The organism is Winogradskyella wichelsiae (assembly GCF_013403925.1).
Taxonomy (GTDB): domain Bacteria; phylum Bacteroidota; class Bacteroidia; order Flavobacteriales; family Flavobacteriaceae; genus Winogradskyella; species Winogradskyella wichelsiae.
In genome coordinates this window covers 688214-702453 of the sequence record NZ_JABFDJ010000001.1, presented here as the reverse complement: position 1 = coordinate 702453, position 14240 = coordinate 688214, and the positions used below count along the sequence as shown (strand labels likewise).

The window sequence follows — 14240 nt, the reverse complement described above, 5'->3', positions numbered from 1 at the left end:
AATTAAAGAAGAACTATTTTTTAATTTAAAAGAAAAAAAAATGAAATCATATAAAATTTTATTATTACTCATAGGAGTATCCGTATTTGGATGTTCAGATTTAGAAGAAGAACCAGTTGGTTTATTATCACCTGAAGGATTTTTTCAAACTACAGGAGATATACAAACAGCAGTAGATGGTTCGTTAACACACGCTATTAATGAAATGTTTTGGGGAAGAAAACTCTCTGTAGCATTAATGTTACGTTCGGATATGGTTGCTCTTGCTTCTAACGAAACAAGAAGGGTTGAAATGGACGAATTTACTACGTTGGCCAGTAATGGTATGATAAGTGAGTTTTGGCCAAAAACATATCAAGGGATTGCAGCAGCTAACCAAGCAATTGCAGGTGCAGAAGACGTTGGTGTAGCAGATGAAATTAAAAATCCTGTTACAGCACAAGCATACTTTGCAAGAGCATTTTACTATTTTCATTTAGTAAGGTTATTTGGAGATGTACCTTACATTGATGCGCCAATTACAGATGTAGATGCAGCGACTTCTATGAGTAGAACACCAGCATCAGAAGTTTATGCAAATATTATTTCAGATTTAGAGTTTGCTAAAGCATGGTTGCCAAATACGGTGACATCTAGAGCAATACCTTCTAAAGCAGCAGCAAGTTCTTATTTAGCTTTAGTTTATTTAACAATGGAAGAATGGCAACTTGCTTATGATGAGTCTACAGAAGTCATTAATAACGCAGGAACTTATAATTTAGCTTTAGAATCTAATTTTCAGAATTTATTTGATGCAAGTGTTATAGATGCTTCTTTAGAGCCAATATTTGCTTTAGATTATAATAATTTTGAAGCTGATGACAATGCTTATGATCAAATCGCACCAATGACTGGTATTAGAGGAGATGTTAGAAATTCAGGTGGTGGATGGTCCATTGCTGTACCATCTCTTGAGGTTTACACAACTTGGGATGCAGGTGATTACAGAAGAGCCGTTAGTTTAGATGATACTGCAAAATTTGATGATGATAATGATCCAGAGACACCTGATGTAGAATATCCTTATACTCAATTTGATGTCAGTGCACATGAATTCGCTAAAAACGTACCATATATCGCAAAATACACGCGCTTTCCTGAGCCTTTTGCTCGTGCAAATGCAAGAGCAACAAGTCATAATTATTCTATGATTCGTTATGCTGAGGTGTTGTTGATTGCTGCTGAATCTGCAGTAGAATTAGGAAATAATGCATCTGCATTAAACTATGTTAATCAAGTAAGAGCAAGAGCAAGAATGGGTGGTGAGACTATGACAGGAGCGAGTGTTGCTGTAACTGTGGCACCAAGTACTGTTCCAGCAGACCTTACAGGAACTGTAACTGTAGCAGATGTTTTAGAGGAACGTAGATTAGAACTTGCTTTTGAAGGAAAAAGATGGTATGATATAGTAAGAAGACAGCTTGGTGGAGTGGCTTTTGGTACTTCTGGTTTAGAAGGAGCAAAGTCGAACTTTTCTTCAACTGATTATTTATTACCATTACCTGAAGATGAGTTAGAAAGAAACCCTAACTTATTACCACAGAATCCAGGATATTAAATTTGTTACTAGGGAGTAGAAAAGATTTATTCTTTTCGTCTTATAATTTTGGGTTTGCACTGGTCATGTGGTGCAAACCCATAATAAGATATTGTTATTTAAGTAGCTGAGCCTAATTTAAAATAGTGTAACCATTATTTTAAATTAGGCTCAGATACTTTTTTTGTATACAGAAGGAGCGTTTTTAGACTAGTACGACTTTAAAGAATGATAAAAGTTTATTTTACTTTTTTAACTTACTAAAAAATAAAAATAGTATTTCTTCCGAAGCATATAAAAATGACATTATAGTAATCATCAGTACTGTTAATTTTAAAAGTTACTAACTCTAAATTTTAATCAAGACCAAAGTAATGTCATTCGATTGCGATGCTATGTTAGATGTAGAAAATTGCACTATTTTCTATTAAATTTTCGTGATATATTATGTAAATTGCTTCTTAGTAAAAACTAGCTTAAATTCTAAGCTTTCAACCCCAAATACATTCTGAAAAAAGCAATACAATACATGGTTATAAGCGCTTTAGCATTTACGCTAATGAATGCTTTTGTGAAGTCTTTAGATAATTTTGGTGTCTATCAAATTGTTTTTTTTAGATCTATAGGGTCTTTGTTTTTTACGATGCCATTTTTATTGAAAAATAAAATTTCGTTATTAGGAAATAAAAAAGGACTCTTAGTAATGCGAAGTATCTTCGGGCTCATTTCTATGACATTATTCTTTTTGTCTATAAAATATATTGCCATGGGAACAGCAGTTTCCATTCGATATATCGGTCCAATATTTGCGGCATTTTTTGCCTTGCTATTTCTAAACGAAAAAATAAAACCTATTCAATGGTTATTTTTCCTAATTGCATTTATTGGTGTACTTGTGTTAAAAGGATTTGATACCGAAATGGATATTAAAGGTATTGTGTTTGCTTTAATTTCGGCGGTGTTTGTAGGACTAGTTTATATCACTATACGGAAAATTGGAAGTGGAGATCACCCAGTAGTTGTAGTCAATTATTTTATGATTATATCAGCGGTTATTGGTGGTGTGTTAGCTATTACCGATTGGGTAAATCCTGTTGGTAAAGAATGGCTAGTATTATTAAGTTTAGGTGTTTTTGGCTATTTTGCGCAATTGTACATGACCAAAGCCATGCAAGTAGGCGAGACCAATCAAATAGCACCACTTAAATATCTAGAGGTTATTTTTACCATGATCATCGGCTTATTCTGGTTTAGTGAAATTTATACCATTTGGACTGTTTTCGGAATTTTACTTATTGTCTTGGGCTTAACGTTGAATGTGATTACAAAGAAAAAAGCTTAATATTTAAAATAGTTCTGAAGCAATCGCTTTTACATTATCACTTTTTCCCATAGAGTAGTAGTGCAATACTGGCACACCTGCTTGTTGCAATTCTTTAGATTGCTGTATAGCCCATTCTACACCAACTTGTCGTACTTGCTCGTTCGATTTACAGCCATCAACAGCTTCTATTAAATCCTCAGGTAAATCAATTTTAAAGACTTGTGGTAATAATTGTAAATGACGTTTTACAGCTAAGGGTTTTATACCTGGAATTATAGGCACATTTATCCCTTCTGCCTTTGCCGCTTTTACAAATTCAAAATACTTATTGTTATCAAAAAACATTTGGGTAACTACGTAATCTGCACCTGCATCTACTTTTTCTTTTAAGCGTTTTAAATCTGTTTTTAAAGAAGGGGATTCAAGATGTTTTTCAGGGTAACCAGCAACACCAATACAAAAATCAGATTTATCATCAGCTTCAAGAACATCATGTAAATAGTGTCCATTGTTTAGATTCTGAATCTGACTCACCAAGCCTTTTGCAAATTGATGTCCACCATCGCAAGCTTCAAAATATTGCTGATGTTTCATCGCATCTCCTCGTAATGCCATCACATTATTTAAACCTAAGTAATGACAATCAACCAATAAATATTCGGTTTCTTCTTTTGTAAATCCACCACATAATACATGCGGAACCGTATCTACATCATACTTATGTTTTATCGCAGCACAAATACCAACAGTTCCAGGCCGCATACGTGTAATTTTACGATCTAACAGCCCTTGCTTTTCAATATAAAGATACTCTTCTCTAGAGGTAGTCACATCTATAAAAGGTGGTTTGAATTCCATTAAAGGGTCAATATTGTTATACAATTGCTGAATACTATTTCCTTTTCTTGGTGGAATAATTTCAAAAGAAAATAATGTTTTTCCGTTAGCGTTTTTTATGTGATCTGTTACTTTCATACGCACTTCCCACGAAAGTGGGAATCTTTTTAATTACTAATTATATTATAAAATAGATTCCTGCTTGCGCAGGAATGACAGTTAATCTGCAATGTTAGGACTCAACCATTTCGTTGCTTCTTCATTTGAAATATTTCTTCTTTTAGAGTAATCTTCAACCTGATCTTCTTTTATTTTTCCTAATCCAAAATATTTAGCTTCTGGGTTTGCAAAATAGTAACCACTAACACTGGCGGCTGGCCACATTGCTAAACTTTCTGTAAGCTCAACTCCAATGTTTTCTTTAACCTTTAAAAGGTTCCAAATAGTTTTCTTTTCTAAGTGATCAGGACAAGCAGGATAACCAGGTGCAGGACGAATACCTTTATAGTTTTCTTTAATTAAATCATCGTTAGTTAGGTTGTTGTCATTGGTGTAATTCCAATGGTTAATTCTAACTTCTTTGTGTAAGTATTCTGCAAAAGCTTCGGCTAGCCTATCGGCAAGTGCTTTAATCATAATCGAATTATAATCATCGTGCTCTGCTTCAAATTGAGCCGCTAATTCTGCGGTTCCAAATCCGGTTGACACACAAAAACAACCCATATAATCTTGTTTTTCTGTTGCTTTTGGTGCTATAAAATCTGATAAAGCAATGTTTGGTTTTCCTTCTGATTTTTTGGATTGTTGACGTAGCGTTAAAAATGTATCTACTATTTTACCTGAAGTATCCTTAATCTCAATATCATCATCATTAGTCGTATTGGCTTCAAACAAACCAAAAATGGCTTTTGCTTTTAACAGCTTTTCATCAAAAATACGTTTCAATAATACTTTTGCATCAGCAAATAATTCTGTGGCTTGTTCTCCAACGACATTATCCGTTAAAATCGCAGGATATTTTCCGTGTAAATCCCAACTTCTAAAAAATGGTGACCAATCTATAAATTCTTCAAGTTTAGTAATATCAAAATCTTCAATAACTTGAACCCCTAATTGTTTTGGTTTTACGATTTCAGAAGTATTCCAATCAATATTAAATTTGTTTTTTCGCGCGTCTTTAATCGTTAAATATTCTTTTTTCCGAGTTCGTTTTAAGAATTGTTCTCTAAACAAATCGTACTCCTCACGAATCTGATTTTTATATATTTTGCTGTCTTTTTTGAGTAAATCTCCAACGACAGTTACTGCTCTCGATGCATCATTGATATGAACAACAGTATTTGTGTAATGTGGTGCAATTTTTACAGCCGAATGTGCTCTAGAGGTTGTTGCGCCTCCAATAATAAGAGGGATTTTTACGTTTTGTTTTTCTAGCTCTTTAGAAACATAAACCATTTCATCAAGTGATGGTGTAATTAATCCGCTCAACCCAATAATATCCACCTTTTCTCTTATGGCCGTTTCAATTATTTTTTCTGGTGGAACCATAACACCAAGGTCAATGATTTCGTAATTGTTACAGCCTAAAACAACGCTTACAATATTCTTTCCAATATCATGCACATCGCCTTTTACGGTGGCCATTAAAATACGACCTGCAAATTCTTGTTTTCCATCTTTTTCGGCTTCAATAAAAGGTTGAAGGTAAGCAACAGCTTTTTTCATTACGCGTGCCGATTTTACCACTTGAGGTAAAAACATTTTACCGCTTCCAAATAAATCACCAACCACGTTCATACCAATCATTAAATGACCTTCTATAACATGAATTGGTTTGTCTGAAGCTACACGTGCTTCTTCCACATCTTCAAGAATAAAAGCATCAATACCTTTAACTAAGGCATGTGTAATTCGTTCCTGTAAAGGATTACTTCTCCATTCTAATACCTTTTCTTCATGTTCTTTTTTCTGTCCTTTTAAGGATTCAGCAAAATCTAATAAACGCTCAGTGGCGTCATCACGTCTATCAAACAAAACATCTTCTACGCGTTCTAATAAATCTTTGTCAATTTCATCATAAATCTCGAGCATTGTTGGATTAACAATACCCATATTCATACCATTTTTAATCGCATGGTATAAAAAAGCTGAGTGCATTGCTTCACGTACAATATTATTTCCTCTAAAAGAAAACGATACATTACTTACACCACCAGAAACATTAGCATAAGGTAGGTTTTCTCTAATCCATTTGGTCGCTTCAAAAAAGTCGAGCGCATTTCTGCGATGCTCATCCATACCTGTTGCTACAGGAAAAATGTTTGGGTCAAAAATGATATCTTGAGCAGGGAATTTAAGCTCGTTAACCAAAATATGATACGAACGTTTACAAATTTCGATCCGTCTATTGTAATTATCGGCTTGACCATCTTCGTCAAAAGCCATCACGACTACAGCAGCTCCATAACGTTTTATGAGTTTTGCATGATGTTTAAATTGGGCTTCACCTTCCTTTAAACTGATAGAATTTACTACACATTTTCCTTGAGCGACTTGTAAGCCAGCTTCTATGATTTCCCATTTAGAACTATCAATCATTAAGGGGATTCGAGAAATATCGGGTTCTGAAGCAATCAAATTTAAAAAGGTCGTCATGGCATAAACACCATCTAACATCCCTTCATCCATGTTAACGTCCAGAATTTGTGCACCACCATCAACCTGATCTCTTGCGACTTCTAAAGCTTCATCGTATTTTTCTTCTTTTATAAGTCGAAGAAATTTTCGGGAACCAGTAACGTTTGTGCGTTCTCCAACGTTAATGAAGTTGCTTTCTGGTGTTATTACTAAGGGTTCTAAACCAGAAAGGGTAAGGTATTTTTTTGTTTCAGTCATGTCAGTCTTTTAAAAGTAGATTCCTGGTTATGCAGAAATGACAATTTTTCTTGGTTCGTAGTTTTTGGCAGCTTCAGCAATGGCTTTTATATGGTCAGGACTCGTACCGCAGCAACCACCAATTATATTTATTAATCCATCTTTTAAATAGTCTTCAATATATTGTTGCATTTGCTTTGGTGTTTCTTCGTATTCTCCAAAGGCATTTGGTAAACCTGCGTTAGGATGGGCCGAAGTGAAAAATTCCGTTTCGTTAGAAAGTCTTTGCAAATAAGGTTTTAATTGTTGCGCTCCAAGGGCACAATTAAATCCAACACTCAATAATGGAATATGTGAAATTGAAGTTAAAAAGGCTTCGACCGTTTGCCCGGATAATGTTCTACCAGAAGCATCTGTTATGGTTCCTGAAACCATTATTGGAATATCAATATGGCGTTCTTCTTTTACTTCTTCAATGGCGAATAAAGCTGCTTTTGCATTTAATGTATCAAAAATAGTTTCGACTAAAAGCAAATCAACGCCTCCATCAATTAAGGCTTCTACTTGTTGTTTGTAGGCGATGCGTAATTCATTAAATGTAATCGCTCTGTATTCTGGTCGATTCACATCTGGTGATAAACTTGCTGTTTTATTTGTTGGGCCAATACTTCCTGCAACAAAACGCGGTTTTTCGGGGTTTTCTTTTGTGAATTTGTCAGCGACTTGTTTTGCGATTTTAGCCGATTCAAAATTCAACTCATATGCTAAATCTTCCATGTCATAATCTGCCATAGCGATTGTAGTTCCAGAAAACGTATTAGTTTCTACGATGTCTGCGCCAGCTTCAAAATATTTTGCATGAATTTCTGCAATAGCTTCAGGTTGTGTAAGTGATAGTAAATCGTTATTTCCTTGTAAAGGTGATGGGTAATCTTTAAAACGTTCGCCTCTAAAATCTTCTTCTTGAAAATTGTATTGTTGAAGCATAGTTCCCATAGCTCCATCTAAAACCAAGATTCGCTTTTGTAATTCGTCTGTTATTGTGCTCATAATATGTGTGTGTTCTCGATGCAACTTTATTCCGATGGCATAAAATCACTCGAACTAACCTTAGTTTTCTAAAGCTTGTTTTAAATCGTTAATAATATCTTCTGGATGTTCCAAGCCAACAGATACTCTGATTAATCCTGAAGTTATACCTGTTTCTAAACGGACATCTTCTGGTATTTTTGCATGTGTTGTAGATGCAGGATGTGTTACAATACTTCGTGTATCACCTAAATTTGCTGAAAGTGATAATAACTTAATGGAGTTAAGGAACTTTCTGCCTGCTTCAATGCCTCCTTTTATTTCAAAAGCAACAACATTGCCTCCTAGTTTCATTTGTTTTTTTGCTAATTCGTATTGTGGATGCGATTTTAGAAATGGATATTTTACAAAGTTTACATTGTCGTTAGACTCTAAAAATGTCGCAACTTTTAATGCATTATCGCAATGTCTATCGACTCTAACAGGTAAGGTTTCTAAACTTTTAGATAAAACCCAGGCATTAAATGGTGATAAAGCAGGACCTGTATTTCTAGAAAATAAATATATTTTTTGGATTAGATCTACACTACCAACTGTGACACCACCCAACACTCTACCTTGTCCATCCATTAATTTAGTAGCAGAATGAATTACTAAATTGGCACCAAATTTTATAGGCTGCTGCAAGTATGGTGTTGCAAAACAATTGTCTATTATAAATATAAGATTGTGCTTTTTTGCAATATCTCCTAAGCGTTGTAAATCTAAAATGTCTACAGCAGGATTTGTAGGGCTCTCAGCATAAATCACTTTAGTATTAGGTTGAATTAGATTTTCAATTTTATCTAATTCATCAATTTTAAAATAGCTGCTCGAAATATTCCATTTCGGTAGTATGTTGTTAAATAAGGTTTGAGTGGAACCAAAAATACTACGACAAGAAACGATATGATCGCCAGCATCGAGTAATGCTGCAAAAGTTGAAAACACGGCGGACATACCAGAAGCAAAAGCGTAACCACGTTCTGCACCTTCCATTAGACACACCTTTTCTACGAATTCTGATGAGTTAGGGTTAGAATAGCGACTGTAAATATTACGTTGTTTTTCGTCAGCAAACGATGCGCGCATATCTTCAGCATCTTCAAATACGTAGCTAGATGTTAAATACAAAGGGCTAGAATGTTCTAGATATTGAGAACGCTCAATTTGTGTTCTTATAGCTTCTGTTTCAATGTGTTTTGAACTCATTTTTCTTAGTTTTATGATAAACCAAAAATCAAATGCGTCAAAAATTTGACGTGTAAATAGAAAAATGCTACAAGGGTATAAATTACCGTGATGAGGTAATTATATTGGGTTATCTATCTAAATTATTCGATAAATGAATCGAAAATTAAGTAGAATTTAGCACCTTCTTAATAAGTTTAAGGGTTGCTAAGGTTTCATAGGGTCTATCCCTCCACCTTTCTTGATAACATTTCAATAAGTTATTTGAACTTTGTGAACTACAATATTGCGAAAGAAATTAGTATTAAACAAATTTTATTCACTTTTTTTTTATCGAGGGCATATTGCATTTTAATTGTAACTTTGGAATTCCCTAAAATATTACATATGCTAGAAAATTTTTGGTTTAATGTTCAATATGGCATGAACCACGTCTTAGATATCAATGGTTACGACCATATTCTTTTTTTAATGGTATTAGCTGTTCCTTACCTGTTTAACGATTGGAAACGCGTTTTGCTTTTAGTGACAACTTTTACTGTAGGTCATACGCTATCATTGGTGTTAGCGGCATACGGAGTTGTGAGTATTAATGGCGAACTAGTAGAGTTTTTGATACCTGTAACGATTTTAATAATGGCACTCTATAATGTGTTTACGGCGGGTAAAAAATCTAAAGACAATAAAGTTGGTCTGTTGTTTTTTACCACTTTGTTTTTTGGAATTGTTCATGGATTAGGTTTCGCTAGAGAGTTTAAAATGTTTTCGGGCCAATCTGAAAATAAATTAGAACTACTAATAGAGTTTGCTTTAGGTATTGAACTTGCCCAAGTTATTATTGTATTTATTGTGTTATTTATTGGTTTCTTATGTCAGACAGTATTCAGATTTTCACGCCGCGATTGGATTATGGTTCTTTCATCTATTGTTGTAGGATTAGTGATTCCGATGATTTTAGGAAGCGATTTGATGAATTAACAGAAAGTTTGGTAAAATTTTAACGCGAAGAAAAAGAGGAATAAAATACTATCCGATTATCTTCGTTATTAACAACATGCATCAGAATAACAAAATTTATTAATGTCAAAAATAAAACAGCTTCGATACGATAAAGCTTATTTGCGAATTGCTAAAGAGTGGGGGAAACTATCTCATTGCGAACGCAAACAAGTAGGAGCTTTAATTGTAAAGGATAGAATGATCATTTCTGATGGTTATAACGGAACACCTACAGGTTTTGAAAATTACTGCGAAGATGATGAGGGTTATACCAAATGGTATGTGTTGCACGCTGAAGCAAATGCGATTTTAAAAGTGGCTTCATCTACACAATCTTGCCAAGGAGCTACGCTGTATATTACATTATCACCTTGTAAGGAGTGTAGTAAATTAATTCACCAAGCAGGAATTGTTAGAGTTGTTTACCATCAAGGTTATAAAGATGATTCAGGAATTAAATTTCTTGAAAAAGCAGGAATTCAGCTTGAACTTATAGAAGATTTAAATGCCTAATGGCAACAAAAAATAAATATATACCACTTATTATAGGTGTTGCAATAGCAGCAGGTGTTGTTATAGGTGGGAAATTAAATTTTTCGGATACTTCAGATAATCTTTTTACTACGAATAGTAAGAAAAACAAGCTGAACAGATTAATCGATTATATAGATTATGAATATGTAGAGGAAGTTAATACGGACAGCATTGTAGATGTTACTGTAAATGGCATACTGCATAATTTAGATCCACATTCTACTTATATTCCTAAAGAAGATTTAGAACGTGTTACTGAAAACATGAAAGGTGATTTTGTGGGCATTGGTATTAATTTTTATCCCTACAAAGATAGTATTGCAGTTGTAAAACCCACTAAAAATGGACCAAGTGAAAGGGCGGGTATTATTAGTGGCGATCGTATTCTTCTTGCAAATTCAGATACGCTTTACGGCGCTAATATCTCTAGTGAGACCATCGGTGAAAAACTAAAAGGTGATAGAAATACCAGCGTTAAACTTACGGTTTACAGAAAAGGAGAAGATGAATTACTAGAGTTTAATGTAAAACGTAAAAACATACCAATTAAAAGTGTTACAGCAACATATATGCTAACGGATAATTTAGGGTATATAAAAATGAATCGTTTTGCGGAATCAACCTATAGAGAATTTAAAATTGCATTAGATGAATTAAAAGATCTTGGTGCTACTAAACTTGCCTTAGATTTACGAGATAATCCTGGAGGTTTTTTAGGTATAGCAGAGCAAATTGCAGACGAATTTTTAGAGGACGGTAAACTTATATTGTTCACAAAAGATAAAAGAGGGAAAGAAGAGCATATATATGCAACAAGAAATGGTGATTTTGAGGATGGTGAACTTTATATTCTTATCAATGAAAATTCTGCATCAGCAAGTGAAGTGATTGCAGGCGCACTTCAAGATAATGATAAAGGTATCATTGTAGGTAGGCGTTCTTACGGCAAAGGTTTAGTGCAAAGAGAAATGGCTTTAGGTGATGGTAGTGCGGTTCGCTTAACGGTTTCTAGATATTTTACACCAACAGGGAGATCCATACAAAAACCTTATACTAACGGTGATAGTGAAAGTTATTACAACGATTATTATAAACGACTTAGAACAGGTGAATTAGCAGATGAAGAAAGTATTGTTGTAGATGATTCTTTAAAATTTACAACACCGAAAGGAAAAGTAGTTTATGGAGGTGGAGGTATCATTCCAGATGTTTTTGTACCCGTAGATAACTTATTTGATAATGAAACCATTAATTATTTAAGACGTCGAGGATATTTTGGTTATTTTGTTTTTGAAGAATTAGATAAAGATCGTACTTTATATCAGGATATTTCTAAATATGATTTTATTAATAATTTTGAAGTCAGCGATGCTATTGCTATCCGTTTTCAAGAATATGTAAATCAAAGAGAGCGAACCAGTATTAGTTTTGCGGTTTATGATGCCGAAATAAAACGAATTATTAAAGCAACATTAGCACTTCAATTATATGATGATAACGCATTTGAAGAAATTATAAATAAAGATGATGTTATGGTGCAAGAGGTGATTATTCTAAGTTCAGAATATCCCAATTATAAGCAAGATTAAGATTTATATTTTATCGTGAATCTTAGTTTGTTTGCCATCATTCCAAAGGGTTAAAATATCAGTTGCGACATGAGATCCGCTACCACAAGCCATAGCAAACTGACTTCTCCACCCTGCTAAAGTACCAGCCACATATAAGTTTTTTTCAATAAGATGATCTGTATTCTTTAACCAGATTCTATCTTTTTCAGTAGCAGCTCTCGGGTGTGGTCCAATATAATCTTCTAAACCTTTAATGGTCATTAAATTAGTGTATCCAACAGCGATTACGACTATCTCAGATTGGTAGACATGCGTATTTGTGGTTATTATATAATGATTTTCAGTTTTTTCAATTGAGCTCACCTTTTCATTTTCAATTTGCTCAATATGTGGATAAAGGTTTTCTAATTGTGTTTTACCATCATTTAAAACGTTTTCTCCTAAAGTTCCAGGTTGTAGTCCTAATACATTATTAAATAATGCGTTCTGAAGGTGTGATGTCTTTTGGTGCATTATAATACCAATAGATTTATCTTTTGCAAAAGGTTTGTTTTTTGCAGAACCTAAAACTAATGCACAAGATAAACCAGCTGCTCCACCACCTATTATTAATGTATTAAAGACCATTAACGTTTATTATCTAGCTTTTCAATTTTCTTAGAAATTCTTAGAATTTGTAAAAGAATAATAGCACAGAGTGCAGCCACGATTGTAATTAATGCAGTTTGACTTTCGCCTGTAAAAAGTGCTTCAAAATTTAATTTTGTAGCATTAAAAATTACAAGTCCAATTCCAATGACGGTTAAAACAAGTGTGAATATCTTCATATTTAAAATTTTAAGCTAATAAAGCTTTAATGTTATGTGCAAACAGTTTTACTGCAATTGCTAACAAAATTACACCAAAAATCTTTCTTATAATGTTAATTCCATTAGATCCTATAATGCGTTCAATTTTAGCTGATGTTTTCAAAACAATAAAAATAACTAAGACATTGCTTATTACAGCAACAATGATATTTTCAATAGCAAATTCTGCACGTAAAGATAATAAGGTGGTTAAAGTTCCTGGTCCTGCCATAAGAGGAAATGCTAATGGAAAAACCGAAGCTGTAACAGCACTGTGTTCATCATCTTTATAAAGCGTGATGCCCAAAACCATTTCTAAGGCAATAAAAAAGATAACAAATGCACCTGCAACAGCAAAAGAGTTGACGTCAATACCAATAAGACTTAATAAACTTTTTCCTACAAATAAAAATATTATCATAATTACACCTGCAATTATAGAAGCTTTTCCACTCTGTATATGTCCTACTTTTTTACGCAAATCAATAATTATAGGAATATTTCCAATAATATCAATAACTGCAAAGAGGATCATGAAGGCTGTAAATATTTCTTTGAAATTTAGGTGCATATTGTTGTAATTTAAATTTTGTAAAAATCTGAATTTGTTAATATAAGTGTTTGTCTTATAGTTTTTTAAACGTCAAATTTCACGATAAGGTTTGAAATTTTTTGCAAAGGTGCACTATTATTCCATATTTACAATAATAAATATGGGTAATATTTGGGTATTTTTATTTCGTGTTTTTATGTCTGATTATTGCTTATTAAAAGTAACAATTTACAGTATATTTGGGGCCTAAAAGAATTAATAACAGTCATTTTTGTGACTAATTTATAAAATATGTTTCAACTCGGAAAAACTATAGTCTCAGAAGATATTATAGAAAAAGATTTTGTTTGTAATCTGTCGGCTTGCAAAGGAGCTTGTTGTATTGATGGAGATGCTGGTGCGCCTGTAGGTAAAGATGAGGTAAAGATTTTAGAGGATATTTACCCTAAAGTAAAACCATTTCTTCGTAAAGAAGGTATAGCTGTTATTGAAGCTCAAGGAACGTCAATAACAACGGAATTTGGCGATTTTGAAACTCCATTAATTAATGGTGCAGATTGTGCCTATGTTATTTTTGATGAAAAAAAGACGGCCCTTTGTGCTATTGAAGAGGCTTATAACCAAGGAGAAATTCAATGGAAAAAACCAGTATCTTGTCACTTGTATCCTATTCGAGTAAAAGATTATTCTGAATTTTCTGGAGTTAACTATGATAAATGGGAAATTTGTGATGATGCCTGTTCTTTAGGTAAGGAATTGCAAGTGCCTGTTTATAAGTTTGTAAAGGAAGCATTGATTAGGAAATTTGGAGAAGATTGGTATGCTGAATTAGAAAAAGTAGCAGAGAAGCATAAGTAGAGCTTAT

At 33.5% G+C, this 14240-nt stretch carries 13 protein-coding genes and 1 riboswitch; of the genes, 6 read left to right on the top strand and 7 right to left on the bottom strand.

The features are described from left to right. Positions 1-40 precede the first annotated feature (40 nt). Together HM985_RS03040 and HM985_RS03035 are read left to right on the top strand one after the other, a co-directional pair. Positions 41-1597, top strand: coding sequence for a RagB/SusD family nutrient uptake outer membrane protein (locus HM985_RS03040; RefSeq protein WP_179374812.1), 1557 nt, complete (start codon positions 41-43; stop codon positions 1595-1597). Positions 1598-2081: 484 nt separating this feature from the next. Continuing rightward, positions 2082-2918 (top strand): DMT family transporter, encoded by an 837-nt coding sequence (locus HM985_RS03035; RefSeq protein ID WP_449489491.1) that lies wholly within the window; start codon positions 2082-2084, stop codon positions 2916-2918. A 3-nt stretch (positions 2919-2921) separates the two neighbouring features. On the opposite strand, the gene metF is transcribed toward HM985_RS03035, so the two are convergent. The 4 genes from metF to HM985_RS03015 form a co-directional block, all read right to left on the bottom strand. Continuing rightward, complete coding sequence (gene metF, locus HM985_RS03030; protein WP_179374810.1) at positions 2922-3875, bottom strand: methylenetetrahydrofolate reductase [NAD(P)H]; 954 nt, start codon at positions 3873-3875, stop codon at positions 2922-2924. A gap of 81 nt (positions 3876-3956) precedes the next feature. After that, positions 3957-6632, bottom strand: a complete 2676-nt coding sequence (gene metH / locus HM985_RS03025) for a methionine synthase (RefSeq protein WP_179374809.1) — start codon at positions 6630-6632, stop codon at positions 3957-3959. A 27-nt stretch (positions 6633-6659) separates the two neighbouring features. After that, on the bottom strand, positions 6660-7661 hold the full coding sequence (locus HM985_RS03020) for a homocysteine S-methyltransferase family protein (RefSeq protein ID WP_179374808.1): 1002 nt from the start codon (positions 7659-7661) through the stop codon (positions 6660-6662). 60 nt (positions 7662-7721) lie between these two features. Then, entirely contained in the window at positions 7722-8891 is a 1170-nt protein-coding gene (locus tag HM985_RS03015; protein ID WP_179374807.1) for a trans-sulfuration enzyme family protein, read from the bottom strand. 106 nt (positions 8892-8997) lie between these two features. Continuing rightward, positions 8998-9121, bottom strand: a riboswitch (SAM riboswitch). 136 nt (positions 9122-9257) lie between these two features. On the opposite strand from HM985_RS03015, the gene HM985_RS03010 reads away from it, so the two are divergent. The 3 genes from HM985_RS03010 (at position 9258) to HM985_RS03000 (ending at position 11992) form a co-directional block, all read left to right on the top strand. Beyond that, positions 9258-9848 (top strand): HupE/UreJ family protein, encoded by a 591-nt coding sequence (locus HM985_RS03010; protein WP_179374806.1) that lies wholly within the window; start codon positions 9258-9260, stop codon positions 9846-9848. Between the two features lie 102 nt (positions 9849-9950). Next, the gene (locus tag HM985_RS03005; protein ID WP_179374805.1) at positions 9951-10382 is read left to right on the top strand and encodes a deoxycytidylate deaminase; all 432 of its coding nucleotides are present in this window, start codon (positions 9951-9953) and stop codon (positions 10380-10382) included. Further along, positions 10382-11992, top strand: coding sequence for a S41 family peptidase (locus tag HM985_RS03000; RefSeq protein WP_179374804.1), 1611 nt, complete (start codon positions 10382-10384; stop codon positions 11990-11992). The genes HM985_RS03005 and HM985_RS03000 overlap by 1 nt, the downstream gene beginning before the upstream one ends. A 3-nt stretch (positions 11993-11995) precedes the next feature. Here the strand turns inward: HM985_RS03000 and HM985_RS02995 are convergent, their stop codons facing one another. The 3 genes from HM985_RS02995 to HM985_RS02985 are packed head-to-tail and all read right to left on the bottom strand — an operon-like array spanning position 11996 to position 13393. Next, a complete protein-coding gene (locus tag HM985_RS02995) occupies positions 11996-12601 on the bottom strand; it encodes an FAD-dependent oxidoreductase (protein WP_179374803.1) in 606 nt (201 codons plus the stop codon). Then, positions 12601-12801 (bottom strand): hypothetical protein, encoded by a 201-nt coding sequence (locus HM985_RS02990; RefSeq protein WP_179374802.1) that lies wholly within the window; start codon positions 12799-12801, stop codon positions 12601-12603. Before HM985_RS02990 ends, HM985_RS02995 begins: the two co-directional genes overlap by 1 nt. A 10-nt stretch (positions 12802-12811) precedes the next feature. Continuing rightward, positions 12812-13393 carry a MarC family protein gene (locus HM985_RS02985; RefSeq protein ID WP_179374801.1) on the bottom strand — a complete coding sequence of 194 codons (582 nt, stop codon included), beginning with the start codon at positions 13391-13393 and terminating at the stop codon, positions 12812-12814. A gap of 273 nt (positions 13394-13666) precedes the next feature. On the opposite strand from HM985_RS02985, the gene HM985_RS02980 reads away from it, so the two are divergent. Next, positions 13667-14233 carry a DUF3109 family protein gene (locus tag HM985_RS02980; protein WP_179374800.1) on the top strand — a complete coding sequence of 189 codons (567 nt, stop codon included), beginning with the start codon at positions 13667-13669 and terminating at the stop codon, positions 14231-14233. Positions 14234-14240: the final 7 nt, after the last annotated feature.

Excerpts from the sequence above, each read along its gene's own strand:
- HM985_RS03040 (WP_179374812.1), top strand. The coding sequence starts at position 41 with ATGAAATCATATAAAATTTTATTATTACTCATAGGAGTATCCGTATTT.
- metF (WP_179374810.1), bottom strand. The coding sequence starts at position 3,875 with ATGAAAGTAACAGATCACATAAAAAACGCTAACGGAAAAACATTATTT.
- metH (WP_179374809.1), bottom strand. The coding sequence starts at position 6,632 with ATGACTGAAACAAAAAAATACCTTACCCTTTCTGGTTTAGAACCCTTA.
- HM985_RS03020 (WP_179374808.1), bottom strand. The coding sequence starts at position 7,661 with ATGAGCACAATAACAGACGAATTACAAAAGCGAATCTTGGTTTTAGAT.
- HM985_RS03015 (WP_179374807.1), bottom strand. The coding sequence starts at position 8,891 with ATGAGTTCAAAACACATTGAAACAGAAGCTATAAGAACACAAATTGAG.
- HM985_RS03010 (WP_179374806.1), top strand. The coding sequence starts at position 9,258 with ATGCTAGAAAATTTTTGGTTTAATGTTCAATATGGCATGAACCACGTC.
- HM985_RS03005 (WP_179374805.1), top strand. The coding sequence starts at position 9,951 with ATGTCAAAAATAAAACAGCTTCGATACGATAAAGCTTATTTGCGAATT.
- HM985_RS03000 (WP_179374804.1), top strand. The coding sequence starts at position 10,382 with ATGGCAACAAAAAATAAATATATACCACTTATTATAGGTGTTGCAATA.
- HM985_RS02995 (WP_179374803.1), bottom strand. The coding sequence starts at position 12,601 with ATGGTCTTTAATACATTAATAATAGGTGGTGGAGCAGCTGGTTTATCT.
- HM985_RS02990 (WP_179374802.1), bottom strand. The coding sequence starts at position 12,801 with ATGAAGATATTCACACTTGTTTTAACCGTCATTGGAATTGGACTTGTA.
- HM985_RS02985 (WP_179374801.1), bottom strand. The coding sequence starts at position 13,393 with ATGCACCTAAATTTCAAAGAAATATTTACAGCCTTCATGATCCTCTTT.
- HM985_RS02980 (WP_179374800.1), top strand. The coding sequence starts at position 13,667 with ATGTTTCAACTCGGAAAAACTATAGTCTCAGAAGATATTATAGAAAAA.